The following is a 27,000-nucleotide window of genomic DNA, read 5'->3' as shown; positions in this document are numbered from 1 at the left end:
TTATTCTACAGTTACGGATTTGGCCAAGTTTCTTGGTTGATCCACATTACAACCTCTCATCACAGCAATGTGGTAAGAAAGCAACTGCAACGGCACTACCGAAATTAACGGCACCAAAGCTTCATGTGCATGTGGGATTTCGATCACGTGGTCAGCCATGGCCTTCACGGATGTATCACCTTCTGTCACTACTGCAATGATTTTACCTTTTCTAGCCTTCACTTCCTGAATGTTGCTTACAACTTTCTCGTAAGAGCTATCTTTGGTTGCGATGAATACCACCGGCATTTCCTCATCGATCAAGGCAATCGGTCCGTGCTTCATCTCTGCAGCTGGATATCCTTCAGCATGAATATAAGAAATTTCTTTTAGTTTCAAAGCACCTTCCAGGGCAACAGGGAAATTATACCCTCTTCCCAGGTAAAGGAAGTTTCTGGCATCTTTATACTGTTCAGATATTTTCTCAATCTGTTCGTTAAGCTTCAAAGCCTTCTCCACCTTTGCAGGGATGGCCTCTAGCTCGCTAAGAAGCTGGATGTATTTGGTCTCGGAAAGGGTACCCCTTTGATATCCCAACATAAGAGCCATCATGGTCAACACAGAGATCTGAGCGGTAAAAGCCTTGGTAGAGGCCACTCCGATTTCAGGACCTGCGTGGGTATAGGAACCCGCGTGAGTAGCTCTTGCAATGGAGGAACCTACCACATTACAAACACCAAAGATGGTCGCTCCCTTGGATTTTGCCAGTTCGATTGCTGCCAAGGTATCGGCGGTTTCTCCAGATTGGGAAATCGCAATTACGAAATCACCTTCGTTGATTACAGGATTTCTATATCGGAATTCAGATGCATACTCTACTTCCACCGGGATACGTGCAAATTCCTCGAATAGGTATTCAGCCACTAAGCCTGCATGCCATGAGGTACCGCAAGCGGTAATGATGATCCTGTCGGCGTTCTGAAACTTGTTGATATAATCTCTAAGACCTCCTACGATCAACCTGCCGTTTTGGGCATCCAATCTACCTCTCATACAGTCAGCGATGGATCTCGGCTGCTCGTTGATTTCTTTTAACATGAAATGCTCGTAACCACCTTTTTCGATAGCTTCCAATTCCATTTCAAGCTGGTTGATATACGGGTTTGTCTCTACGTTTTCGATGGTTTTGATCTGCAGCTTGTTGTTGCGGATCACGGCGATTTCATAATCATCCAGATAAACTACCTGGTTGGTATATTCAATGATTGGAGTGGCATCGGAGGCAAGGAAATATTCATTTTCGCCTACACCGATCACCAGAGGAGAACCCTTTCTGGCGGCGATCAACGTGTCTGGCTCATCTTTGCTCATGATTACAATCGCATATGCACCTACGACCTTGTGAAGTGCCAATCTTACAGCCTCCTCGAGGGTACAGTCATTGTGTTTCTGGATATCCTCGATGAAGTTGATAAAAACCTCAGAATCGGTTTCACTGTGAAACTTATAACCTTTGTTGAGAAGGTCAGTTTTTAAAACCTCATAGTTTTCGATGATCCCGTTGTGGATCATGGCAAAGCTTTCCGTAGAGGAATAGTGAGGGTGGGCATTGGCATCATTGGGCTCGCCATGGGTGGCCCAACGGGTGTGTCCGATACCGATTTTTGAATTCAAATGAGGGTTGTCAAGCAAAGAATTTTCCAGTTCGGAAACTTTCCCCTTCTTTTTGTAAACACTTAGTCCATTATCATTCAAAAGTGCTACTCCCGCACTGTCATAACCTCTGTACTCTAGCCTTTTTAATCCTTTGATAATGATAGGCAACGCATCCTGCTCACCTACATACGCTACAATTCCACACATAAATAATCTATTATATAAAAATTAACTTTATCTCGTAGTTGAATAATATACTTTCAGTTTGATGTTATCAGTATTGACTCTGTACTCTCTTAAGGTATTATAATACCCTTCATTAGGAAAAATCAACAGATTTCTTCTTTCCAAATCTGATCTAAAAACCGCATTAAGATAACTGGTCATCACCACACTAAACCCCTGAATTCCGTTGACATACTCCAATCCCGCAGGATTTTCAAATGCCGGTAATATGGTATTATCAGGCCCAATGATTTGCTGAGAGCGCTCGTTGTTTTGAACAGAAAGCGGGTTTCCCTCAAAACCAATTTCAACCTGATTATCATCATTTAAAAATAACATTTGGTTAGTTCTAAATGGCGGCATTGCCTCAGTGGTTTCCTCAAGAGGAGCCATTTCTAAAGTAACCTGGTTAAAAGTCACATTCTGCAAAGTATCCAAAAATGCATCTATCGGAGAAGTATCCAATCGGATCAATAAACCGGTATTGCCTTTTGCACCAACTATATTGCCCACTTCATAAGGGACAAATGTTTCCTGAACTGATTCAAGAGGCGTGCCAGACCTGTCATTATTTACATAGTTGAATCTTCTGGATTGTGAAGTGCTGACCGTGTAGGTGGAAGGTAATGTATCCCCCTCGTTGTGGTAATAAAAAAACATCCCTGTGTTCGGACCTACTCGAACAGGTAAGCTAGTATTTTCATTTACATCCCCTTGAATAGCTATCCCATTAAAATAATTTCTGAAAGCAAAAATATCAGAAAACGCATTGCTCCCACTCTTGAAGTCATTGAAGAACTGGTTTGCAAACTGCTCATTAACATCCGTTCGAACTATGGTATCTCTATTGGCGGTCAGCCTAAAAGTTCCCGTAGCGAGTGGAGAAGGGTTAAATGCTAGTCTATCATAATTATAATATGAAATATCCTCAATAGGTTCTTGGAGCTGGTGCACTTGCAACGTTTTATCTTGCGCAAATGAGCTGCCTATTGGGCTTATGATTTCAAACTGGAATTTGACCGAATCTAAAACGGCATTTTCACTGGGGCGATCGGCACGGGTGTCAATGAACATCCTCGTGAAGCCAATACTTTCGGTAGTCCCAAAATAATCACTTTGGTGACCACCCGCCAATATCATCAGATGGTTGGTAGTATTAACAGAATCCATCAATATCATAGAAGCAGAAAGGGGTATTTCTGCGTAGAAAACCCCTATCTGGTTGTTTTCCGGATCCAATTCCAGGCCGATATCCGAAGGATCGGCGCAGGAGCTGGCCAGAATCAATGAAATGGAAAGAACTGAGGCTAATTTAGCCGGCAAGTTCAGTATAGATGTTGTAATAACTTTCGAACACTTGTTCTTTTTCTTCGCTGTTGTTAATCTCACACTTTTTGTCTTTAGGGCAATTTTCAATTAATTGGTGAAGATGTTCTGACATCCCATCTCCTTGCACGATGACATCGGCGTATTCCATGCCCATTTTGATAAATCCCTCGAAATCTTTGGATTTGAGAGGAGCCAAAATAGAATCGTCGATATCGACCATTTTCACCTTTTCAAATAAATCGTCCCCAAATTTATGGTTAAATTCGTTATTATAAATAGCGAAGACCGATTTTGTTCCTTTAAATAATGGCTCGTTCTTGTAAGTCGTTTTCAAGTACATAGGAATAAGACTCGTCATCCAGTCATTGCAGTGTACAATATCCGGGGCCCATCCTAGTTTCTTTACCGTTTCTATGACGCCTTTGCAAAAGAAGATGGCTCTTTCATCATTGTCTTCATAGAAGTTTTCCTGCTTGTCATGGAAAACGCTCTTTCTTTGGAAATAGTCTTCATTGTCTATAAAGTAGACCTGAAGTTTGGCATTTGGAATAGAAGCTACCTTAATGATCAGCGGCTTCTCTTCATCACCCACAGAAATGTTGATTCCTGAAAGTCTCACTACCTCGTGCAACCTGTTCTTTCTTTCGTTTATCAAACCAAATCTTGGAACAAGAATACGGATTTCCATCCCTTTTTCCTGCATTGCCTGAGGCAAAGCTCTTACGAAGTTGGCAACTTCTGAAGTTTGAAGGAATGGGTTGATTTCACTGGCTACGTAGAGAATACGAAGTTTAGACATATCTTGTTATTTNTCTTACGAAGTTGGCAACTTCTGAAGTTTGAAGGAATGGGTTGATTTCACTGGCTACGTAGAGAATACGAAGTTTAGACATATCTTGTTATTTTTTATTGAGGGATATTACGGGACTACAAACTTACAAAAAAAATTGCTAAAATCCATGGTTTTTATCCGGAATAACATAGTTTTGCCCCTATTTTGTAATTCCAAAAGCGAGAAGCATTGAAAATTCTGCGGACAAGATCAGAGGTCAAATCAGCCCTGGCTCCATATAGAAAAGAAGGAAAAACCATAGGATTAGTTCCCACCATGGGCGCCTTACATGAGGGCCACCTGTCATTAGTGGAAAAATCCAAATCTAATTCGGATATTACAATTTCCTCCATTTACGTCAATCCCACCCAATTCAACAATCCCAAGGACTTGGAAAAATATCCGCGTCCGGTGGAAAAAGACCTTAAACTACTGGAAGATAACGGGGTAGATTTTGTCTTTCTTCCCGACGACGGGGAAATGTACCCTTCTGAAACCCGTCTGAAATTTGACTTTGCCGACTTGGAAAAAGTACTGGAAGGCGAATTCCGCCCTGGCCATTTCAACGGCGTGGGAATCGTGGTATCCAAACTCTTTCACATCATCCAACCCGATCATGCCTATTTCGGCCAAAAAGACCTGCAGCAGGTGGCGGTAATCAAACGTCTGGTCAATGACCTGTCCTTTGGTGTGGAGATCATAACTGTGGACACCATGCGGGAAAAGGACGGTCTGGCCATGTCTTCCCGCAACATCAGACTGGATGACCGTGACCGCCTGGTAGCTACTATTCTATATAGGTGTTTAACTTTTGCAAAGGATGAACTTTTAGCCGGTAGGGATTGGTTTGAGACCAAGGAAAAGGTCACTAGAAGGTTTTTGGACGAACCAAAGGCCAGACTGGAGTACTTCGAACTAGTGAAAGCCGACACCATGGAAAAGGTGACCGCCATCACAACGGGAGAAACCTTCGCCATCTGTACCGCTGCCTTTATCAAAGAAGTCAGACTCATAGACAACTTATTAATAATTGATTAACTTCGCGCCAAATTTCAAATCATGCATATCCAAGTATTAAAGTCAAAGATCCACCGGGTCAAGATCACGCAAGCCGAACTTCACTATGTAGGAAGCATCACCATTGATGAGGACTTGATGGATGCGGCCAACCTGATCGAAAACGAGAAAGTACAGATTGTCAACATCAACAATGGCGAGCGCCTGGAAACTTACGTGATCAAAGGCGAAAGAGGTAGCGGGCAGGTTTGCCTTAACGGCCCTGCGGCGAGAAAAGCACAGGTAGGCGATATTGTGATCATCATCAGCTATGCTGGCATGGAAATCGAAGCCGCCAAGCAATACAAGCCAGTGGTCGTATTCCCCGACGACAATAACCAGCTATAAACATTGAGATTAACCGCAAAACAGTGGATCCAGGTAACCGTGTCACTCTTTGTGGCCATCTGGATATTCTGGTACCTATATAAAGACATAAAAATGGACAGCCTGAGGAATGCGCTTCAGCAGGCGTCCATTTTTTATATATTGCTTTCGGTGGCCGTTTCGTTGCTGGGCTATTGGCTCCGCGCCTGGAGATGGCGCCTGCTGATCAAAACCAGCTCTGAAAATCCCCCAACGACTCTAAAAACCTTTTGGGGACTGATGGGCGGCTACCTGGCAAACCTCTTGGTGCCTAGAGCAGGAGAAGTAGCCCGATGTGGCTATCTGAAAAAAACTGATAACCTGCAAATGGGAAATCTCCTGGGCACCGTGATCTTGGAAAGAACCGTCGATCTGGTTTTTATGATGATGGTGATTGCCTTGGCCTTTGTGGCCGAAAGCGGGACATTCCTTAATCTTATCGGAGAACTGGTTTCCCTAGAGGCACTCAAAAGCACCTTTCTGGGCGCCTTGCCGATGGTGATTGGCGCAGTGGTGGTCACAATATTAATTATCTATGGCCTGCTGAAAAAATACCGGGACAGTTCCATCATTCAAAAAGGGCAGCATTTCGTCAGGGACATTCTTACTGGGCTGAAAAGCGTGAGAAAAGTGGACAACCAGGTCGGATTCTGGGGCAGCTCTGTACTCATCTGGATCATATATTTCCTGATGATGTATCTTGTGGCAATTGCCATACCAAGCACTGCCAATTTGACTGCCACCTCGGTACTGATGGTCATGGTAATGGGAAGTATTGGCATGATTGCACCCGTACAAGGGGGCATTGGGACCTTCCACGCCCTGGTGGCCTTCATTTTGATGACCTATGGATTGACGGAGGAAGAAGGAAAAATCTTTGCCGTCATCGTACATAGCTCCCAGGTTTTGACCGTTATGGCAGTAGGCTTGGTGAGCATGGGGGTTTTGGTTAAATTAACAAATTCAAAGCAACCACAAACCGCCCCTTAGCGTAGTAATTTAGAGTTTAACAAAAAATATAAAGACACAAGTATGTTGTTAATTGTTATCGTAGTAGGTTTTGCCATTCTTGGCTATGTTGTGAGCAACAGGTTGAAGAGCAAGTTTAAAAAATACAGCCAGACTTCCCTTCAGGCCAACCTATCCGGAAAGGAAATCGCTGAACTTATGCTTGCCGACCACGGCATTTCTGACGTAAGAGTCAACTGTGTAGAGGGCCAGCTTTCTGACCACTACAACCCTGAAAACAGATCGGTAAACCTTAGCCCTGACGTTTATTATGGAAGAAACGCTGCCGCAACAGCGGTATCGGCCCACGAATGTGGCCATGCTGTGCAACATGCCACGGCTTATAGCTGGCTGCAGTTGAGATCCACTTTGGTGCCTATCCAAAACGTGAGTGGGAAAATCTTGAACTTTGTTCTTATTGCCGCCCTATTCGGGGGTATAGCCATCTTTGGCTTGCCTTATGAGGCCGTGGGCGTGGTCGTGGTAGGTGCCTATGGTATCATCACCCTGTTTTCTCTGGTAACATTGCCGGTGGAATTTGATGCCAGCAACCGAGCCCTAGTTTGGGTCAAGCAGCGAAACATCGTGACCACTTCCGAATACGCCATGTCAAAGGACGCCTTGAAATGGGCCGCCATGACCTACGTGGTCGCCGCAATGGCCTCTTTGGCCACCCTGGCCTATTATGCCTACATCTTCTTTGGCAACAGGGACTAAAAAATAATTTTAATTTGCTGAAAAGGGACAAGTCATTGTCCCTTTTCTTTTTTTAGTGTATATTCCGTCCTTGAAAAAATCCAACTAATTTTAGACGATGAATTTTGAATTAACAGAGGAGCAAATTGCTGTAAGAGACGCAGCCAGAGAATTTGCAAAGGCTGAACTTTTACCCGGAGTCATAGATAGGGATACTGAAGCAAAATTTCCTGCAGAGCAGGTAAAGCAAATGGGAGAACTTGGTTTTCTCGGCATGATGGTAGACCCGAAATATAATGGTGGAGGCATGGACACGGTGTCCTATGTGCTTGCCATGGAGGAAATTTCAAAAATTGATGCATCTGCTTCTGTGTGTATGTCTGTCAACAATTCCCTAGTCTGCTGGGGTCTGGAGAAATATGGAACTGAGGAGCAAAAGGAGAAATACTTAAAGCCATTGGCGGCTGGGGAAAAAATCGGAGCCTTCTGTCTTTCCGAACCTGAGGCAGGATCTGACGCCACCAGCCAAAGAACCACCGCGGAAAGATCAGGTGACCATTATATCCTAAACGGAACCAAAAACTGGATTACAAATGGCAACACTGCCAGCATTTACCTTGTAATCGCCCAAACTGACCCCAGCAAAGGGCACAAAGGCATTTCGGCTTTCATTGTAGAGCGCGATTCAGAAGGCTTTGTGGTTGGCAAAAAAGAAGACAAGCTGGGCATCAGAGGATCGGACACCCACTCCCTGATGTTTAATGACACCAAAGTACCTGCTGCCAACAGAATCGGAGAAGAGGGCTTCGGCTTTACCTTTGCCATGGAAACGCTAAATGGCGGGAGATTAGGCATTGCCGCACAGGCATTGGGCATAGCTTCCGGCGCATATGAGTTGGCACTGGCCTATAGCAAGGAAAGAAAGGCATTCGGAAAACCAATTTCCCAACATCAAGCTATTCAGTTTAAACTTGCAGACATGGCTACAGAAATTGAAGCAGCCAGATTACTCTGCCTCAAAGCAGCTTGGATGAAAGATCAAGGCATGGATTACAGCCAGGCCAGTGCCATGGCAAAACTTTACGCTTCGAAGGTGGCCATGGAAGTGACGGTGGAAGCCGTACAGGTGCACGGCGGCTACGGATACGTAAAAGAATACCACGTGGAAAGGTTGATGAGGGATGCCAAAATCACCCAGATTTATGAGGGAACTTCAGAAATTCAAAAAATAGTTATATCTCGATCCCTTTTAAGATAATTAATCTCAATCACAGAATTATGGCATAAATATTACTAAATATGCCATAATTCAATTTTTTTTGTTAATATTTCTAATATTATTACACGGTTTTAGAAAAAAGTCATACTTTTACAAAAAAACACCTAAGAGGCTTCGTCATGGAATATTACAATAAGGTCATCGAATCCGTTGGGGTCAGGTTTATCAAAGGAAATAATTTTAAAGTTGAAAGACCTGTAACCGTAACTGATTTTACAGATACAGAGAACACAGTCGTCCTTTTACACCAAGGCTCAGTGAGATTTGGTGAGGACCAAGAAGCGGTAAATGAAGGGGAAATCCTATTTATACCAGCAAGCAGGACTTCAAAGGTTTCCTTTGGTACCGTTACCAAAAAGAACGAAGTAAACAATGAAGGCTTCAACGAAAACAAAAAGAAGTTTCTTCAAACCATCAGTTTCAAAGAAATCAAAAACGCAGAAGATGACTGCATCACGATGCTTACATTTGAGGCGAAGGTTTTTGATGTTGTAAACTTCTTCCACTCTTTGGGTATTCCTCCTTTCGTGATCCGATTCAATGACCGGGTTGCCTCCATTATCGAAGATATTATCAAGGAATCAGAAGCCACTACCCCTGGTAAGGAAAGGGTTATTAAAATTCACACCGAGTTATTGGTGGTAGAGGTCGTAAGACACATTCTCAAAAACAGATTGTTTGTAGAGGAACTGTCTACCAACAGTACTTACTTCAAGGATCCTCGCCTGATCGACATGTTCAATTATATCAAGAAGAACATCGGCGGAGATCTATCCAACAAGGTATTGGCAAGAGTAGCCAACGTATCGGAAGATTATGTGGGTCAGTATTTCAAAATGCTTACCGGCATCAACCCTCAGGATTACATCGAATACCAAAGAATGGAAGCTGCGGTGGATCTATTGAGAACCACCAAGAAGAGTATCCGCGATATCGGAAAAGATGTGGGCTACAAGGACACCGCTTATTTCTGTAGAAGATTCAAGATGATGTACGGACTTCCAGCAGGTAAAATGAGAAGAAGAGAGTCCCTAATTAACGTTCAAGGATAAATTATAGACATTCGCATATTCCAAAACCTCAATCAACAGATTGGGGTTTTTTTCTACCCCATTGCCAAGCACTACCACATCAGCACCGGCCATCCAAGCTGCCTTGGCGGTTTCCACTGACCTTATCCCCCCTCCTACTATCAGCGGCAATTCCGTAGCTTTCTTCACGCTTTGGATCACTTCAGGGTTGACAGGTGAATTGGCGCCACTTCCCGCCTCAAGGTAGACGTATTGCATACCCAAATATTTACCGGCAAGAGCCGTGGCTACGGCCAGATCAGGCTTGTGGTTAGGCAAGGGGAGGGTTTGGCTTACGTAGTTGACACTCGTGATTTCTCCGTCATTGACCAGCATATAGGCTGTGGGCAACACCTCCAAGTTTGACTGGGCAATCAGCGGGGCAGCGGTCACCTGCTGGCCTATCAGAAACTCTGGGTTTCTGCCGGAAATAAGAGAAAGGAAAAGTATCCCGTCAGCTTTATCCGACACTTGTACGGCATTACCCGGAAAAAGCAATACCGGAATCTCAGCGGTGATGTCTTTAATTCCGCAAATGACCTCCTCCACCAAGTCCCGCATCAGCAGGCTACCCCCTACAAAGAAAAAGTCCACCTGATGATGGACTGCTGTTTGGATTAAGGAATATAATTTAGTCTTATCCCCCACTTTGTCCGGATCAAGCAAAAGGGCCACGCCCTTTTTGCTTTCCTCCCTGAGTCGGGCAAACTTATGATTAATGCTTTTTTGAGTCATTTTTGTGGATCCTTTCGGCAAGATCGGCCATAACTTTGGCTTTCACAAATTCAAATGCCGCCATCATGATTCTCTGACCTACAGGCGCCCAAAATGATGATTTTGGCGCTGGCGCAGGATGATAATAATAACGGTCTTCTGGAGCCGGAGTACGGGAAAGCATGCCTTCCTGCTCAAGTCTCTTGACGGCATCCTCAATCTTTTTGCTCTTGCGTCCCTGAATTGCCCTTACAATGCCAAAGGTAACCAGGCCACTGATCAATACGGTACCGCCTAGTTTGACCCAGGTTTGGGAGTCGGATTTGATCACTTCAAATTGCTTGTGGAGAGTTTGTTCCAACTCTTCCGCTTTTCTTTTTAGGTCGATATCACTCATCTGGATGCGTGGTGGTTTTGGTTTGAAATAAAAAAACAAATTTGTCGACAACTCTCTTAACCGAGAACTGCACTTTTTGGGAATCCTTGATAATAAACAGGATGACAAAAATCAGGATAAATATCCCCCCAACAGTAAGAAAACCCAAGGCTGTATTGGCAAATAGCGCTCCAAAATAGAATGCCAGTGATACGCTCAGAAAGAAAAGTATCAATAGCCCAACAAAACCCATGGCTGCCAACACGGCCACCCTGCTGATCAGGGTCGAAAACTCCTCTTTCAGTTCTTCCTTAACAATCTGAAACCTTACCTCAAAAATATTTTTGATAGTATTGGTGATCTCGGAGAAATTCAGCATTTGCGAAAATTTTATGGTTAAAAATAATAGTCCTTTTCAAATTGGAAATTGAATATACAGCAAAAACCTTGCACAAAAAACCTAAAAAGAGCTTATACTTCTTGGTTTTCCAGATAGTAGCTATATGTCATCACATGGTCCAAGGCTTTTTTAATAGCCGTATTGACCGGAAAATGCTCTGATAACCTTTCGTCAATGTCAGACAGCAGGGAATAATAATAAGAAGCAGACGGTGCAGGCAAACCTGAATTTATGGCCTCACTCAAAGCCTTAAATTCTTCGGGCTGTCCTTCTTTGATGATTTTACAGGTAATCATCTGTTTCATTCCATGCTTATCCCGACGCACTGAGGCCCCAAATAGCCTACAGATCATTCCCCTGTATTGATAATCGCCACAAGACCCAGAATTGGTAAGGAAATTGGTTTGCCTGAACAGCAGGCAAAAGTCCTCCTCACCCATATTCTCCAGCTTCTCCATAGCCTTATCAGCCAATCCTTTGCTATAAAGGTCAAAGGCCAAAGGCAAAAACTCCAGCACTGAAGCCGAAATTTTCGGGTTCATGCAACACTTCCCACAGCCAATCACACAGTTTACTCCACTTTGAGCCATAAATTTACCCGTATCTTCAGATAGCAGGTCAAATACACGGCTGACTTCCAGCGCCTTCTCCCTTAAATTCATATTGCGTCTTAAATTGCCCACGAAAGTAGCATTCGGCAGCTGCAATTCCTATAACTGGCAAACATTTTGAACTGTTTGCATTTATCGGGGTTTACTCGCGCCCGAACTTATGTTTTTTCAACTTATTGAATTAACTTTCGAGGCTTAAAACATTACTTTTAAGTTTAACCCACGATCAACCAAGTTTTTTAAAAAGTAAATCTGATTAAAATGAGTGAAGAAGAAGTAGAAAAAGTCCAGAAGACGGAAGAGGAAAAAATTCGAAAGGCTTTTGAGGAGCGGGATTGGAGCGAAATAAAGAGTGCTGACTCTTGGGCCATTTTCAAAGTAATGGCAGAATTTGTAGAAGGATTCGAAAAACTGGCCAAAATAGGCCCATGTGTTTCCGTATTTGGATCTGCACGTACCCCTAGAGACCACCATTATTATAAAGTAGCGGAGGAGATTTCAGCCAAGCTGGTAAGGCATGGCTACGGTGTGATCACGGGCGGTGGCCCCGGTATCATGGAAGCCGGCAACAAAGGCGCCCATTCGGAAAACGGAAAGTCAGTTGGCCTAAATATCCTGCTGCCATTTGAGCAATTCAACAATATTTACATTGATCAGGACAAGCTGATCACCTTTGACTATTTCTTTGTCAGAAAGGTCATGTTTGTGAAATATGCGCAAGGATTTGTCGTTTTACCAGGAGGATTCGGCACCATGGATGAGCTTTTCGAAGCCCTTACCTTGATACAAACCAAAAAAATCGGCAGATTCCCTATCGTATTGGTAGGCAAGGAATATTGGTCAGGTCTGGTGGATTGGTTAAAGACCACCATGCTGGAGCAGGAAGCCAACATCAATGAGGAAGACCTGGATCTTTTCTCCGTGGTAGACAACGCTACCGATGCCGTAAAGGTTATTGACGAATTCTATAGTAAATATTTATTGTCCCCGAACTTCTAATTTACCGTGAACAAGATTCACTTCTTCATTCTGTACGCACTTATAATCGGCTTGGCCGGTTGGTTTTATTATTCTACCACCACACAAGCACAGCCCGCAAGGGAAGTCGTCATTCGGAATGAAGCCACTGGTCAGGAACAGCGCATGGTTGTTCCTGATTTTACCAGGGTAAAACTTTTTGACACCCCCCAAAACCTGACTTTTGCCGGTGAGCCGGTCCCATTGGACCAACAGGACATTCTGGAAAGGTTGGAAAGGGAGATCTATGTAAACGCTTACTGGAATAGCAACACCATCCTGACCATGAAGCGTGCTGGAAAGTTTTTTCCTATCATAGAACCCATCCTTGAAAAACACCATATTCCCAACGACTTCAAATATGTGGCGCTGGTGGAATCAGGACTGATGAACGTGGTCTCACCTGCCGGAGCAAGGGGTTTCTGGCAATTCATGGAAAGCACAGGCAAAGAGCTGAAACTGGAAATAAGCAACGAAGTGGACGAAAGGTACCATTTGGAAAAATCCACTGAAGCCGCTTGTGAGTATTTGAAGAAAGCCTACGGAAGATTTGGCAATTGGACTAGCGTAGCAGCTAGCTACAACATGGGAATCACAGGTTTAACCAAAAGGAAAAACGAACAGTTGATGCCAAACTATTACAGCCTGTTGCTCAATGAAGAAACCAGCCGGTATGTTTTTAGGATCTTGGCCTTCAAAGAACTCTTTGAAAACCCTGATATATACGGGTATGAAATGGATGAAAACCATTTCTACAAAATGCCAAAGCTCAGAGAAGTTACAGTCGATGATTCCATTAATGATCTAGCCAAATGGGCGGTAGAGCAAAACAGCAGCTATAAAGACCTCAAAACCTACAACCCATGGCTGAGATCCAATAAGCTATCGGTGAAAAAAGGCCGTACATACACCATTAAGTTGCCGGCATAGCTTAAAACATTATCAGGAATTATATCTTTAATGTATATACACATTCCTGGTTATGACCAAAAAGAAAAAGCTAGCCTATATATTTCTTTCTATTACCTTATTTATCCTACTACTAGTATTGGTGATCCCAATCGGGATCAATATGTACCTAAATGCCAATGCGGAAAAGATCGTAGGCAACATGATCACTCGCACTAATGATTTTGGCGGTCATGAAGTGGATTTTGGACATATCAAATTCAATTACAATTTCAGGGGCACCTTTTTGGAACTTGGCGATGTCACTATCAAGCCGGGGGAGAGTATTCCTGAGGACAAAATCAAATTTGACCTCACTGCAGAAAATGCCTATCTGACCGGGTTTTCGTGGACAAGTTTTTTATTGAACAACTCAATCACACTGGACTCCGCCTATTTGGAGAATCTTTCGGTCACCTCCCTGACACCTCCCATGGAAGATCTGGAAATGACAGATGAGGAAGAAGATGATGAGGAGTTTGGTGATAACTATGACAAAATCAGCATTGAGAGAATCCGGTTTAACAGACTATCATATTACAACATTGACAGCGGCAATGACTCGGTTCGGATGAGCATCAAGGACCTAAGTCTGGCTGCCAATTTCTTCCAGCTTACCAAAGAGGACCTCAAAAGCGACAAGGCACTTTTCAGCGTTGATATGCTGGAAGGCTATATGGATGAAGCGGCCTACCATTTCAATGAATACCGGAATGTGGTGTACGCGAGAGATCTTTCTTTCAACTCCCAGGATCGCCATTTGCTCATTGCAGGGGTGGAACTGGACAACAAGCTGGAAAGGTACGAGTACATCAACCAATATGAACATGAAACCGACTGGATGGAACTTGAGCAGGGGGAAATTGATATTCAGGGGATGGAGTTTCATGAGTTTTTTGAAAAAGGAATCATTCATGCCGAGACCATTAAAGCTAAAGACCTGGTAATATCAATCTTTAGGGATAAGCGAAAACCGGAAGACCCTACTAACCGGCCCGAAATGGTTCATGATATAATCCGTGACATCCCCATACCCACTTTTATCCATAAACTTGAGTTGGAAAACGGCGAAATTTCTTATGACGAGCGCCCCGACAATCAGGCCCCTCGCGCTGGTTCGGTATTTTTCAAAGGGGTAAATGCCACCATTAGCAACATCACAAACATGGATGAAATGCTAGCCAAAAACAATGAAATGGACCTGCAAGCCGAAGGTTTGTTAATGGGAGAAGGAGCCATTGATCTGAACGTCACTTTTTTCCTTGAGGATGAAAATGGACGTTTCAATATGAATGGCATGATCGGCCAAATGCCATTGCCTTCAATAAATAAGATGCTGGGCCCTGGCACCAGAATAGCCATTGATGAAGGAACTTTAAACAGCCTCCAGTTTAATATCGTCGCCAATGATTATGAGGGCACCGGAGATGTGGAAATGCGCTACCAAAACCTCAAAATAAAAATCCTAGACAGCGACTATGAAAAAAACCAGAACATCTTCAGAAGGGCTGGGGCATTTCTCGCCAATACTTTTGTGGTACGAAATGACAATCCTGACAGCGGAGGTACCATGGTAAAGGGGGATGTTTACACCAAAAGAGACCAAACCAAGTTTATCTTCAACTATTGGTGGGAATTGCTACTCAGTGGGATGATGTCCACCATGTCGGGAGAAACGGAAGCAGAAATGCGCGAGGCTGAGCGGGAAGATTAGTCCCCAGAAAACTTATCCCCAGGGGAAATGGTTACTTCCAAGAATGATGGAACCATATTAAATCCATATTTTTGTAAAAATCGAGATTAAAGGTCACCTCCTTTCATGATAGAAGACAAAACCACTGCTGAAGAACTGATCGAGATTTACGGTGCCAGAGAGCACAATCTCAAAAATATAGACTTGACCATTCCACGCAACAGGCTGGTGGTGATCACCGGCTTAAGTGGAAGCGGAAAGAGCTCCTTGGCCTTTGACACTATTTATGCCGAAGGCCAACGTAGGTATATGGAGAGCTTTTCCGCCTATGCCCGGTCATTTTTGGGGGGCATGGAACGTCCTGATGTGGACAAAATAAACGGCCTTTCCCCTGTCATTTCCATAGAGCAAAAGACCACCTCCAAGAATCCCCGCTCCACAGTGGGCACTGTCACTGAGATCTATGATTTTATGCGATTGCTTTTTGCCAGATCTGGAGAGGCATTTTCCTACTTGAGTGGGCATAAAATGGTGCGTCAGACCGAGGATCAGATCCTAGAGCAGCTTTTTCAGAATTTTGGAGGAAAAAAACTCTACATACTAGCACCGGTGGTAAAAGGCCGAAAAGGACACTACCGCGAGCTATTCGAACAGGTTCGCAAAATGGGCTTTTCAAAAGTCCGCATTGATGGGGTGGTGATGGACATTGTGCCCAAAATGCAAGTGGACAGATACAAAATCCACGACATTGAAATTGTGGTGGACAGGATTGTGGCCGAGGAAGAGGACCGCTTTAGAATAGCACAATCCCTCAAAACAGCCCTGCAGCATGGTAAAGGCATCATCATGCTCCGCGATGAGGCAGGAGAGATACACCATTTCTCTAAACACCTTATGGACCCCACCACCGGTTTATCCTACGATGAGCCAGCTCCCAACACCTTCTCATTTAACAGCCCTTATGGTGCCTGTCCTACATGTAATGGCCTGGGTGTGATTGAAGAAATTACGCGGGAAAGTGTGATCCCCGATCTGGAACTCAGTATTACCAGAGGTGGAATCGCCCCCTTGGGGGAATACAGGGACATCTGGATTTTCAAGAAAATCAATGCCATTCTCAAAAGATACAAAGCAAGCATTTCCACCCCTTTGAAAAACCTGCCGGAAGATGTGATCGATATCCTTCTATACGGCGACAAAATGGAGGTGGAAGTGGATTCCATCAAACATCCGGGTACGCAGTGGACAACAACTTTTGAAGGGATAGTGAAATTCCTCCAAAAACAGCAGGAGGAAGGTTCTGACAAAATAAGGAGCTGGATCAGTGATTATACCACCACCACAATCTGCCCGGACTGTGAGGGGTATCGACTGAAAAAAGAGGCCTTGCATTTTAAAATAGCAGGCTGTCACATCGGTGAACTGGCCATGCTGAATGTCGCCGCATTAGGAAAATGGTTTGAGGACATCGAAAAAAGGATGACCGAAAAGCAGAAAGTCATCGGTAAAGAGGTGCTCAAGGAGATCAGAAAACGCATCGGCTTCTTGCTGGATATTGGTTTGGATTATTTGACGCTAAACAGGCCACTCAGAACCCTTTCCGGTGGAGAAGCCCAAAGGATCCGGCTGGCTACCCAGATAGGCACTCAGTTGGTTGGCGTCTTGTATATCTTGGATGAGCCCAGCATCGGCTTGCACCAAAGGGATAACGTAAAGCTGATTAAAGCCTTACAGGATCTCCGCGACCTTGGAAACACCGTATTAGTGGTGGAGCATGACAAGGATATGATGCTGGATTCTGACTATGTGCTCGACATTGGCCCTGGGGCAGGGCGCCATGGAGGGCATATAGTGGCACAGGGAAAACCTCAGGAGTTTTTGGCCCAAAACAGCGTTACGGCCCAATACCTCAATGGACAGCGGAGCATAGCCATTCCTGAAAAGAGGAGAAAAGGCAGCGGCAAAAAGCTCAAACTCACCAATGCCCATGGAAACAACCTCCAGAATGTCACTTTGGAGATTCCTTTAGCAAGCATGGTTTGTGTGACCGGGGTTTCGGGTAGCGGAAAGAGTACCCTGATCCATGAGACCCTCTACCCTATCCTCAACCAGCACTTTTACAAAAGCAAAAGGGAGCCACTTTCCTATGAAAAAGTCGATGGGCTAAAGCACTTGGATAAAGTGATTGAAGTGGACCAGTCGCCCATTGGAAGGACACCTAGATCCAATCCTGCCACTTATACTGGTGTTTTTACGGATATAAGGGCGCTATTTACAGATTTGCCGGAGGCCAAAATAAGGGGATATAAGCCGGGAAGGTTTTCCTTTAATGTGAAAGGCGGCCGATGCGAGGACTGTGAAGGAGCAGGGATGAAATTGATTGAAATGGACTTCCTCCCAGATGTGCACATACCATGTGAGACCTGCAAAGGTAAACGGTACAACAGGGAAACCCTGGAAGTAAGATTCAAGGGAAAATCTATCTCCGACGTACTGGATATGACGGTGGAGCAGGCGGTGGAGTTTTTCGAAAACCAGCCCAAAATCCTCCGGAAAATCAAAACCCTCCATGATGTAGGCTTGGACTACATCACCCTAGGCCAGCACGCCACCACATTGTCTGGGGGAGAGGCCCAAAGGGTAAAACTGGCCACTGAACTGTCGAAAAAGGATACTGGAAAGACGTTCTACATTCTGGATGAGCCAACCACTGGCTTGCACTTCCAGGATATTGAGCACCTGTTAGAAGTCTTAAACAGGCTGGTAGAGAAAGGGAATACCGTCCTGATCATCGAGCATAACCTGGATGTGATCAAGGTAGCCGACCATGTCATTGATTTAGGCCCTGAAGGTGGGGATAAGGGTGGAAATATTATCGCCCAGGGCACTCCGGAGAAAGTAGCCGAGAACCCCCAAAGTTATACCGGCAAGTTCTTAAAAATGGAATTGGAGCAAGCACAGAAAACAACCTGAATAAATATTGAATGCCTTATCAGAACATCCTTCCACTGGAATAAATATCGATAGGAGTCTGCAGAACTTATTTATATTTACCCATGAATATGAATAAGACCCGCCTCTATTGGATATTGCAGATTGTGGGTTGGTCAGGTTTTGCCCTGATCAACCTGATGTTTCTTTCCCTTGCCAGAGGTATCACGGGCATTCAGATTGGAGCATATTTTTCATTGGCGGCATTCTATTTTTTGTCTACCCACGCCTTCAGGTACGTGATAAAGACCTATGGCTGGTTTAATCTCCAAATCCCTAAATTAATTGTCCACGCCCTGTTGGGCTTGGTGGTGCTGAGCTTTCTAAACACAGGCGCCCAAGTGATCATTAACCTAGCTTTCGACACCTTGGATGTCAATGAGGATCTACGGCCTGTAGTCATTCTGGTCAACCTGTTCATCAGCTTTCTTTATTATTCCCTGTGGTCCATGATGTATTTCCTGTTCCACTTTTTGGACAATTATAACACCACATTGAAATACCAGGCAAAGATCAACGAAATCAAGCTCAACCATCTCAGAAGCCAACTGAACCCCCACTTTATCTTCAATGCCCTGAACAGCGTGAGGGCACTGGTGGATGAAGATCCCGTGAAAGCCAAATCGGCGATCACCCAGCTATCCAATATCCTCCGTTTTTCGCTCATCATGGATAACAAGAAGGTAATCAGCTTTGGGGATGAATTCAATACCGTCAAGGATTACCTCAATTTGGAAAAAATCAGGTTTGAGGAAAGGCTGAGTGTAAGTTATGAAGTGGAGCAGGAGGCATACAGGTTTAAGATTCCGCCTATGATGCTGCAGACCATTGTGGAAAACGCTATCAAGCACGGCATCAGTAATTTGGTGAAGGGTGGTATCGTTCAGCTCAAATGTTCCGTTGGGTTATCAGGGGACCTCTACATTCAGGTCAAAAACAGCGGGCAGTTGCGCAACCCCCAGAGTAGGCGAAAGGAGGGTGGCCATGGAATCAACAATACTGTTCAACGTTTGAAAATGATCTATGGAAGCAAGGCTTCCTTCAAGATATACAATTCGGGCAGCGATTTTGTAATTACAGAAATAAAAATTCCAAAACAATCCCTTACATTAGAGTAACCATAAAATCCAGATAAAATGCGTGCATTAGTAATAGATGACGAGAGACTAGCCAGAAAAGAACTTATCGGCCTATTGGCTGACAATGAAGATGTAGAAGTGGTGGGCGAGGCCCAAAATGTGGATGATGCGAAAGAAAAAATCGAAAAGCTCCAACCGGATGTGATTTTTTTGGACATACAGATGCCAGAAAAGACAGGCTTTGACCTTTTGGAGGAACTTGACCACGTGCCCCATGTGATTTTCACCACAGCTTACGATGAGTATGCCCTACAGGCTTTTCAGGTCAATGCATTGGATTATCTGTTGAAACCCATCCAGCCAGAAAGGCTGACCGAAGCCATCAAAAAGCTCAAAACCAAGATTTCTGAGGCTGCCAAAGAGGAAGCCAATGCTTCTCCAAGTACTCAGAATGACAAAAAACTCAGCTTGGAAGACCAAGTTTTTGTGAAAGACGGCGACAGATGCTGGTTTGTAAAACTGGAAAACGTTCGACTTTTCGAATCTGACGGCAATTATATCAAAGTTTATTTTGACACCAACAAGCCGATGATCCACAAATCGCTCAATGCGTTGGATGAAAGGCTGGATGAAAAATCCTTCTTCCGTGCAAGCCGAAAGCATATCATCAATTTGAGTTGGGTAGAAAGCATCGAGCCATGGTTCAATGGCGGCCTGGTGGTGACGCTGAAAGGCGGCGACAGAATTGAGGTGAGCCGTAGACAGGCTGCCCGATTTAAGGACATGATGAGCCTTTAAAGTCGCATAAAAATTTTCACAAACTTTCTACAATTTCAACAATAAGATTTCCTTTTGAAGGATAAAATTTTAATTTAGTGCTATATTTAATAATTAACTTATTAAATAAACGGTTTTTTACGAATTAATTTTATAAACATTGGTAATTAAGGTTTGATTGTTGCAGCAAAAATGCTGATCGAAAACAACAAAAATCTTTACATCCCTTTTAACACAATAAACCTATGAAAGAGGAAAGAATCTTAATAGTTGAAGATGATCCAAGTATCGCGGAAAATATCGAAGAGATATTGGAACTTTTAGATTACACCAATATTGACATTGCCAACTCCGCCAATCAGGCCATCAAGGTGATCAAAAAATATCGCCCGGATTTGATTTTCATGGACATCAAACTTAAAGGAGACAAAGACGGAATTGAGCTAGGTGAGATCATCAAACAGATGATCGACGTGCCAATAGTTTATGTAACCTCCTACAGTGATCCGACCATCATAGAAAGAGCGAAAAGAATCCATCCTGCCGGTTTCATTGTGAAGCCATTTAACACCAATGATATCCATGCCATGGTAGAAATTGTTCTTTACAACAAAAGAACAAGACCAGCCGGAAGCGACGGAGCAGCTGCCAAGCCATTTGAAAGCCCATATTTGGTAAACGACGCGGTTTACATCAAGGCTGATAATGCGTTTGAAAGGGTTGATTACAATGACATCTATTACGTAGAGGCCAACGGCAACATGGTGACTATTTTCACCAAAAACAGAAATTATACCATCAGAAAATCCATGAAGGACATGGAGGAAAAACTTCCTTCACACCTGTTCCTAAGGGTTCAGAAATCCTTCATTGTCCAGCTGGGACAGATAGAAAATTTCAGCACCAAGGAAATAAACCTCCGCAACGGTGCCACTGTGCAAGTGGGCAGGCAGTATTACAACAGCTTCCTCGCCAAATTGAACACCATCACAGAAAGTTAACGAAAAAAGGGTAGGCCATCAGCCTACCCTTTTCCAATTGTTAACAACTAAACCAAACACCTTTATTTTTTTATGAGATATACTTCATGGATTCCTGAAGTGGTCAGGTGATAGCTCTTCGAAAAACGGTCCTTGTAAGTTTCCTCCAACACGGATTTGTTTCCATATAGCACTGCCACCACATCACCTTCTTTATTGATAAAAGTCACACTTGGCAATTCTTCCTCCAACTCAAGCTCTAGATCTTCTACGATCAGCTCATCTCTCAGCTCCTTCTTGATGTAGCGAGGTCCCTCTTCAGTGGTCCCCAACTCAGCTACTCTCAGGTCTGCTCCCTGTGCGTTTGCACTCCACACGATCATCAATGCCATTACCACCCCTAGTAGAGCACAGATATTTTTCTGGTTAAAAATTGACTTTTTCATGGTTCTTAGATTTTGAATGTTTTCAATCAACACATTTACCATAAGCCAATAAACCTACCAAAACGAAAAAACGGCCCGTAGGCCGTTTAAAGGATGTTTGCCAAAAATAGCATGTTCAGTAGTGGACACTAAACTGTTTGAAATCAAACAGTTTTTCACCGACTAAAGCAACTCGTTAGCCAGGTTTGCCAACTCCGACCTCTCCCCTTTCTCTAGTTTAACGTGGGCATATAGCGGATGATCCTTGGCCCTGTCTATAAGATAGGACATGCCGTTACTCTGGCTGTCCAGATATGGGGTATCAATCTGGTACACATCACCGGTGAAGATAATCTTGGTATTCTCCCCTGCCCGGCTAATGATCGTTTTGATTTCATGGGGCGTGAGGTTTTGCGCCTCGTCCACTATGAAGAAAATATTCGATATTGACCGCCCTCGGATATACGCCAGGGGCTGAATAACCAGTTTCTCCTGATTGACCAGCTCGGTGATTTTCTGAAACTCTTTTTCGGATTCTTTGTATTGGTTTTGGATAAATTTCAGGTTGTCCCACAGCGGTTCCATATATGGATTCAGTTTGGACTTAATGTCCCCAGGGAGGTAGCCTATATCTTTGTTGCTTAGTGGCACTATTGGCCGGGCAATGTAGATTTGCTTGTATTCCCTGCGTTGCTCCAAAGCCCCTGCAAGAGCGAGCAAGGTCTTACCTGTGCCAGCCACACCCTGGATACTCACAAGCTTCACCTTGGGGTTTAAAATGGCATGCAGGGCAAAAGCCTGTTCCGCATTGCGCGGCTTGATGTTGTAGGCAGTCTTCTTATCTACCCGCTCCATGGTGCCCTCCTCTTTGTTGAAGTAAGCCAATACGGAGTTTTTGTTGCTTTTTAAAATATAATAGGCGTTTCCCTTCGCCATATTCTTACCCAGCACATCTTGGGCAGGCACATTATAGGCTTCGTAAAGCGAGTTGATCACATCCGGGTTTACATCCTCGAGCACGACCTTGTTGGTGTTTTCGATTTCGGTAATATTCTTAATCTTGCCCGTTTCATAATCCTCTGCATAAATCTCGAGAGATTTTGCCTTCAGGCGCAAGTTGATATCCTTAGTCACCAAGATTACCTTTCTGCCCTTTTCGGATTGCTTCAGGCTCAAAGCCGCATTGAGGATTTTGTGGTCGTTCTTTTCTTCCCCAAAAATCTCATTGGCGTTCAACTTATTGTGATTGTTCATCATCACCTTAAAATGCCCCTTGGTTTTACCATTCAACGGTGTCCAGTTGTGCAGCATGTTGTCTTGGGAAATGGTATCCAATAGCCGGATAAACTCCCGGGCTTCGAAGTTTTTACTGTCATTCCCCTTTTTAAACTGGTCCAGCTCCTCCAACACCGTAATAGGAATTACCACATCATGCTCTGCAAAGGTCATAATAGAATTATGCGCATAAAGGATAACCGAGGTGTCAAGAACGAAGATCTTACGGTCTGAATCTGATTTTTTGGCTCTGGGCATACGCGTGGTCTTTAGATTGTTAGTCCTAATAATTTAGAAAAATATTAGCGCGAATACCATTTTATGAGGTGTATAAATGGTTAAATAAATCGACAAACAGGCTAACCATCTGAACCACACCCATATAAAAATCAAAGCCTGCCAAAATTAATTAACAGGCTATCCTTGATTAGGCCTTAGCCTTTAATTCCGCGTCCAAATCCATGAGGAAGGAGTCCAAAGTCCCTTGCCTTACATGGGGCATCACGACGATTTTGTACCATTTAGGCTTAAATTCATAACTATCGGCCACCAGATGGTATTTATTGGCGATTTTCGGGGATATATATTTGGCTTTCATGGTGATGATATTTAGGAAAGGATCCCTGAAATATTCCACTCCCATATATTCCAGTTTTTTGCAGATCCGCTCCGTTCTGTCTAAAAGCGAGGCCATTTTATATTTCCACCCCTCAGAACCATGGATCTTGAGGATCATCCACATCGAAACCGCATTGGCCCCCGAGCGACTGCCGCTGAGGGTATAATCTTTTCCAGGGATGTACTGGGCCTCATTGGTACACACATAATGCATGAAACCTTTACGAATCAGGAACAGACCCGTACCGTAAGGAGTCTGAAGCATTTTGTGCCCATCTGCTGTGATGGAGTTGATGTAGGGGTTTTGAAAGGAAAACCTACTTTGATCATTTGTAAACGGATAAATAAAACCACCATATGCGGCATCTACGTGAATTTTGAAGAGCACATTCTCATTGGTGAAAAAATCCCCCAGTCTATCCACATCATCCACCGAGCCAAACATGGTCGTGGAAAGGTTGGCAATCACTATAAAATATTTGACTCCGTTTTTCCTAGCCTCCGCTATCTTGGTGTTGAGCGATTCATCCGTGATCTGGCGGGTGTTTTCATCCACTTGGAGGATGATGCTCTGCAGGCTAAGCAGGTTGCCGCCCTTTGGCATGCTGTAATGGGAGTCTTCAGAATACACCAAGGCGATTTCATGCAGTTTTGCACCGTAGGCCTCTTGAAAATAATTCCTGTAAATCCACATGGCCTCAATATTGGCCTCCGTCCCGCCGGTGGCTACGTAGCCGTCCTGCTCACCCGGATTGCCGTTGAAAATCTCCTCTGCCACTAGTTTGATCAGGTCACGCTCAATTTTTTGGGTGCCTTGAAAAACCTCCAAAACCGATTCCTCGGAAAGTGTATGGCAACCAATGTGGTTCGGGTTGCGGATCATGGCCGACATGAATGGGGCGTCCTTTAAGAAAGGTGCATCAGGGTAAAACTCGGTGGTATCCAGATAGGTGCCCGGGATTCCCAAAATCGGGTGGTCTCCGCGGTAATCCAGATTTTCATCCAGGGCTTTGAAGATATGTTCTTTTATTTCTTCGTGGGATAATTTTTTCCAAAACATATTAGCAAAATGAAAGGGTTAAGATTGGTTCCAAATTTTCCAGGCAGCTTCTGCCTGGAGTTGCAGCATTTCCAAACCATTCTTGGAGAGCCCTCCGCGGGCCTCCACACTTCTCATTAGGAATGTTTTTTCGGGATTATACACCAAATCGTACACCTTGTGCTTGGCGGTGACCGCATCCAGGGGGATGGGCGGCATCACCTCGGTATTGGGATGGGTACCCAAAGGGGTGGTGTTTATGATTAACCTATATTGTTCCAAAATTTCGGGCTTCCTGTTCAATTCATCATACGAATATCCGAGCAAATCGTTACCCGTATTCCTGCTGACAAATTTATAACTCATCCCCAGTTTTTTCAAGGCAAACTCCACAGCTTTGGAAGCCCCACCGGTACCCAAAATCAGAGCTGCGGGCCTTTCAACCCCAAGCCAGTTTACTAAAGATTGCTGGAAACCTAAATGGTCAGTATTGTGCCCGATAAGCCTACCATTCTTTTTGTGGATCACATTTACCGCTCCGATTGCGGAAGCCTCATCGCTTAACTCCTCCAGAAAGGTCATAACCTTTTCCTTATAAGGGATGGTCACATTTAATCCCTCCAGATTTGGACGGGAATGGATCAGAGGGGCAAATTCGGAAAGGCTTTCCAGCTCGAAAAGCTCATAGGTGGTTTCGGCAATTCCCTCTCGGATGAATTTTTCCTGAAAGTATTTTTTGGAAAAAGAATGTGACAAAGGATAACCTATTAACCCGAATTCCCTCATTTTTTGATCATTTTGGCTGCCTGCTCTAGACCGACAACGATAAAAATCCCAATTAAAAAAGCCACTACGGCTAATCCTACTTCAGGATTGTCACCGGTTTGCTCCAAATATTGCTGCGGCCAAATGTTTTTGGTATCCAAGGGCTTTTCCACCCCAGAACTGCTCATCCTGTAGCTTAATACCAACTTCCAAGGCCAGATTTTGTTAATCGACCCCAGCATAAAGCCGGAAAGAAGCGCCAGAGTCAGGGCGTGGTAGTGCTTAAGCAACCAGCTGACCAACCTGCTGAAGCTCAACAAACCGATCACGCAGCCCACGGCAAACAAGCCCAGCTTTATAACGTCCCGCTGGTTTACCGCCTCCAGTATGGCTTCGTATTGTCCTAGAATCAAAAGGATGAAACTTCCGGAGATTCCAGGCAGTATCATGGCACAAATGGCAATAGAACCTGCTATCAAAGTAAAGATCGCTGAATCCGGGCTGCTAATTGGAGGCAACGAGGTAATAAAATAGGCGATGATTATTCCTAAGATCAATGCGATGATCACCGCAATACTCCACCTATTGATTTCCTTTAGAATCCAGATTGCTGAAATCAAAATCAATCCCGTGAAGAAAGACCAGAGCGGAATGGGGTGATTGTCTATCAAATACGTGAGCAATTTGCTCAGCGTGAATATACTGGTGAAAATACCCAGAAAAAGGGCCAATAAAAACGGGCCATTCACATGACGCCACAGCGCCTTCAGGTCAAAACTGAATAGGAGTTTAGCGGCCGTGGCGTCCACGGATTTTATACTGTCGAGCAGTTCCTCATAAATTCCGGTAATTAGGGCAATCGACCCCCCAGATACGCCTGGTACAATATCGGCCCCACCCATGCCCATACCTTTCAAATAGGTCAGCAGGTATTTTTTAAAATAATTCATGAAAGATGCTAGGATTAAAAAAGCTGTGCAGGAATTGCACAGCTTAGTTTTTTTGATTAATTATTTTTCCAGAAAATGGTCAAAAGTGTCCCCTCTCAAGCCCAACCGGATAGTTTCCAGTGGAATGATCTCATTGGGTGCGATATTTCCCAAATTTACATTGGAACCTATAAGTTTGATAAACCAAACCTGTTGGGCTTTTTGTGGAGCTTCCCAAATGATCTTATCTTCAGGAATCTGGGTCAGGATTTCTTCCACTAGGCCTTGTCTTACTTCCCCGCTGTCGCGGAAAAGCCCGACATTCCCACCTTCACGTGCTTCACCGATTACTTTCCAGGCTCCCGCATCCAACTCCTTCCGCATCTGCTCAATCCATTTGTAAGGAGGAATGATCTTGGCAGCATCCTTGGATCCCACTTCTGAAAGGACCGTTACGTCTTGGGCCAGGGTTTTGATATACTCACATTTTTTTTTGTGATCCAAAACAATTGACCCATCAGAAACCTCTGCGAATGAAAGCTCATATTTTTCCAACACCTTTCGGTAATCGTCAAACTGGTCTCTGATCACAAAAGCTTCAAACAAAGTACCACCAAAATAAACGGGAATATTGGCCTGCTTGTACAGCCTTAGTTTTTCATCAAGTTGCTTGGTCACATATGAGGTAGCCCAACCAAGTTTTACAATATCTACAAAATCGCCTGCTGTCTCGATAAGATCGCTTACCTCACGCAAGCTTAGGCCTTTGTCCATGGCCATAGTAAATCCCGTGGTACGAGGCTTTTCAGTACGCACAGGAATGTTTTTTAGGACATAATTCATTCTACAAAATTTAAGGTAATAGTT

Annotated in this window: 26 protein-coding genes and 1 pseudogene; 13 read left to right on the top strand and 14 right to left on the bottom strand. The window is 44.0% G+C overall.

Translation table 11 applies throughout. The annotated features are described in order from the left end of the window. From glmS to KI659_RS18625, 4 genes and pseudogenes are all read right to left on the bottom strand, one after another. On the bottom strand, positions 1-1,842 hold the full coding sequence (glmS, locus tag KI659_RS15245; RefSeq protein ID WP_213946234.1) for a glutamine--fructose-6-phosphate transaminase (isomerizing): 1,842 nt from the start codon (positions 1,840-1,842) through the stop codon (positions 1-3). A gap of 27 nt (positions 1,843-1,869) precedes the next feature. After that, positions 1,870-3,183 carry a DUF4270 family protein gene (locus KI659_RS15240; RefSeq protein WP_213946233.1) on the bottom strand — a complete coding sequence of 438 codons (1,314 nt, stop codon included), beginning with the start codon at positions 3,181-3,183 and terminating at the stop codon, positions 1,870-1,872. Continuing rightward, positions 3,173-3,988: a glycogen/starch synthase gene (locus tag KI659_RS15235; protein ID WP_213946232.1), complete on the bottom strand. Its 816-nt coding sequence runs from the start codon at positions 3,986-3,988 to the stop codon at positions 3,173-3,175. Before KI659_RS15235 ends, KI659_RS15240 begins: the two co-directional genes overlap by 11 nt. A gap of 7 nt (positions 3,989-3,995) precedes the next feature. Beyond that, a pseudogene (locus KI659_RS18625) lies at positions 3,996-4,082 on the bottom strand (glycogen/starch synthase); the annotation flags it as partial. 128 nt (positions 4,083-4,210) lie between these two features. Here KI659_RS18625 and panC point away from each other — a divergent pair. The 6 genes from panC to KI659_RS15205 all read left to right on the top strand — a co-directional run bounded on the left by panC (position 4,211) and on the right by KI659_RS15205 (position 9,478). After that, positions 4,211-5,059 carry a pantoate--beta-alanine ligase gene (gene panC / locus KI659_RS15230; RefSeq protein ID WP_213946231.1) on the top strand — a complete coding sequence of 283 codons (849 nt, stop codon included), beginning with the start codon at positions 4,211-4,213 and terminating at the stop codon, positions 5,057-5,059. Between the two features lie 21 nt (positions 5,060-5,080). Then, a complete protein-coding gene (gene panD, locus KI659_RS15225; protein WP_213946230.1) occupies positions 5,081-5,425 on the top strand; it encodes an aspartate 1-decarboxylase in 345 nt (114 codons plus the stop codon). 3 nt (positions 5,426-5,428) lie between these two features. After that, positions 5,429-6,433, top strand: a complete 1,005-nt coding sequence (locus KI659_RS15220) for a lysylphosphatidylglycerol synthase transmembrane domain-containing protein (RefSeq protein ID WP_213946229.1) — start codon at positions 5,429-5,431, stop codon at positions 6,431-6,433. 42 nt (positions 6,434-6,475) lie between these two features. Continuing rightward, positions 6,476-7,168, top strand: coding sequence for a zinc metallopeptidase (locus tag KI659_RS15215; protein WP_213946228.1), 693 nt, complete (start codon positions 6,476-6,478; stop codon positions 7,166-7,168). Positions 7,169-7,265: 97 nt separating this feature from the next. After that, positions 7,266-8,405: an acyl-CoA dehydrogenase gene (locus tag KI659_RS15210; protein WP_213946227.1), complete on the top strand. Its 1,140-nt coding sequence runs from the start codon at positions 7,266-7,268 to the stop codon at positions 8,403-8,405. A gap of 140 nt (positions 8,406-8,545) precedes the next feature. Next, positions 8,546-9,478, top strand: a complete 933-nt coding sequence (locus KI659_RS15205) for a helix-turn-helix domain-containing protein (RefSeq protein ID WP_213946226.1) — start codon at positions 8,546-8,548, stop codon at positions 9,476-9,478. On the opposite strand, the gene KI659_RS15200 is transcribed toward KI659_RS15205, so the two are convergent. The 4 genes from KI659_RS15200 to KI659_RS15185 all read right to left on the bottom strand — a co-directional run bounded on the left by KI659_RS15200 (position 9,458) and on the right by KI659_RS15185 (position 11,648). After that, positions 9,458-10,231, bottom strand: coding sequence for a geranylgeranylglyceryl/heptaprenylglyceryl phosphate synthase (locus KI659_RS15200; RefSeq protein ID WP_213946225.1), 774 nt, complete (start codon positions 10,229-10,231; stop codon positions 9,458-9,460). The genes KI659_RS15205 and KI659_RS15200 overlap by 21 nt on opposite strands. After that, positions 10,212-10,607, bottom strand: a complete 396-nt coding sequence (locus KI659_RS15195) for a hypothetical protein (RefSeq protein WP_213946224.1) — start codon at positions 10,605-10,607, stop codon at positions 10,212-10,214. The genes KI659_RS15200 and KI659_RS15195 overlap by 20 nt, the downstream gene beginning before the upstream one ends. After that, positions 10,600-10,965, bottom strand: a complete 366-nt coding sequence (locus KI659_RS15190) for a phage holin family protein (RefSeq protein ID WP_213946223.1) — start codon at positions 10,963-10,965, stop codon at positions 10,600-10,602. Before KI659_RS15190 ends, KI659_RS15195 begins: the two co-directional genes overlap by 8 nt. A 92-nt stretch (positions 10,966-11,057) precedes the next feature. Beyond that, positions 11,058-11,648, bottom strand: a complete 591-nt coding sequence (locus tag KI659_RS15185; protein WP_213946222.1) for a YkgJ family cysteine cluster protein — start codon at positions 11,646-11,648, stop codon at positions 11,058-11,060. 210 nt (positions 11,649-11,858) lie between these two features. On the opposite strand from KI659_RS15185, the gene KI659_RS15180 reads away from it, so the two are divergent. The 7 genes from KI659_RS15180 (at position 11,859) to KI659_RS15150 (ending at position 21,103) form a co-directional block, all read left to right on the top strand. Beyond that, a complete protein-coding gene (locus KI659_RS15180; protein ID WP_213946221.1) occupies positions 11,859-12,596 on the top strand; it encodes an LOG family protein in 738 nt (245 codons plus the stop codon). Positions 12,597-12,602: 6 nt separating this feature from the next. Beyond that, positions 12,603-13,544 carry a lytic transglycosylase domain-containing protein gene (locus tag KI659_RS15175; RefSeq protein ID WP_213946220.1) on the top strand — a complete coding sequence of 314 codons (942 nt, stop codon included), beginning with the start codon at positions 12,603-12,605 and terminating at the stop codon, positions 13,542-13,544. Between the two features lie 52 nt (positions 13,545-13,596). Continuing rightward, positions 13,597-15,276, top strand: a complete 1,680-nt coding sequence (locus tag KI659_RS15170) for a DUF748 domain-containing protein (protein ID WP_213946219.1) — start codon at positions 13,597-13,599, stop codon at positions 15,274-15,276. Positions 15,277-15,381: 105 nt separating this feature from the next. Beyond that, positions 15,382-18,228: an excinuclease ABC subunit UvrA gene (gene uvrA / locus KI659_RS15165; protein WP_213946218.1), complete on the top strand. Its 2,847-nt coding sequence runs from the start codon at positions 15,382-15,384 to the stop codon at positions 18,226-18,228. 89 nt (positions 18,229-18,317) lie between these two features. After that, complete coding sequence (locus tag KI659_RS15160) at positions 18,318-19,364, top strand: sensor histidine kinase (protein ID WP_213946253.1); 1,047 nt, start codon at positions 18,318-18,320, stop codon at positions 19,362-19,364. Between the two features lie 18 nt (positions 19,365-19,382). Further along, the gene (locus KI659_RS15155; RefSeq protein WP_213946217.1) at positions 19,383-20,123 is read left to right on the top strand and encodes a LytR/AlgR family response regulator transcription factor; all 741 of its coding nucleotides are present in this window, start codon (positions 19,383-19,385) and stop codon (positions 20,121-20,123) included. Positions 20,124-20,347: 224 nt separating this feature from the next. After that, positions 20,348-21,103: a LytR/AlgR family response regulator transcription factor gene (locus tag KI659_RS15150; protein WP_213946216.1), complete on the top strand. Its 756-nt coding sequence runs from the start codon at positions 20,348-20,350 to the stop codon at positions 21,101-21,103. 62 nt (positions 21,104-21,165) lie between these two features. Here KI659_RS15150 and KI659_RS15145 read toward each other — a convergent pair whose 3' ends face one another. From KI659_RS15145 to KI659_RS15120, 6 genes are all read right to left on the bottom strand, one after another. After that, the gene (locus KI659_RS15145) at positions 21,166-21,528 is read right to left on the bottom strand and encodes a hypothetical protein (protein WP_213946215.1); all 363 of its coding nucleotides are present in this window, start codon (positions 21,526-21,528) and stop codon (positions 21,166-21,168) included. 162 nt (positions 21,529-21,690) lie between these two features. Further along, entirely contained in the window at positions 21,691-23,040 is a 1,350-nt protein-coding gene (locus tag KI659_RS15140; protein WP_213946214.1) for a PhoH family protein, read from the bottom strand. 169 nt (positions 23,041-23,209) lie between these two features. After that, positions 23,210-24,460, bottom strand: a complete 1,251-nt coding sequence (locus KI659_RS15135; protein ID WP_213946213.1) for a pyridoxal-dependent decarboxylase — start codon at positions 24,458-24,460, stop codon at positions 23,210-23,212. Positions 24,461-24,478: 18 nt separating this feature from the next. Next, positions 24,479-25,225 carry a shikimate dehydrogenase family protein gene (locus tag KI659_RS15130; protein ID WP_213946212.1) on the bottom strand — a complete coding sequence of 249 codons (747 nt, stop codon included), beginning with the start codon at positions 25,223-25,225 and terminating at the stop codon, positions 24,479-24,481. Continuing rightward, positions 25,222-26,154, bottom strand: coding sequence for a DUF368 domain-containing protein (locus KI659_RS15125; protein WP_213946211.1), 933 nt, complete (start codon positions 26,152-26,154; stop codon positions 25,222-25,224). Before KI659_RS15125 ends, KI659_RS15130 begins: the two co-directional genes overlap by 4 nt. 60 nt (positions 26,155-26,214) lie before the next feature. Then, a complete protein-coding gene (locus tag KI659_RS15120) occupies positions 26,215-26,976 on the bottom strand; it encodes a phosphosulfolactate synthase (RefSeq protein ID WP_213946210.1) in 762 nt (253 codons plus the stop codon). Positions 26,977-27,000 lie beyond the last annotated feature (24 nt).

Source organism: Litoribacter ruber, assembly GCF_018449405.1.
Lineage (GTDB): Bacteria > Bacteroidota > Bacteroidia > Cytophagales > Cyclobacteriaceae > Litoribacter > Litoribacter ruber.
Note: the sequence above shows the minus strand (reverse complement) of the source record. Positions and strands in the feature narration are given on the sequence as shown.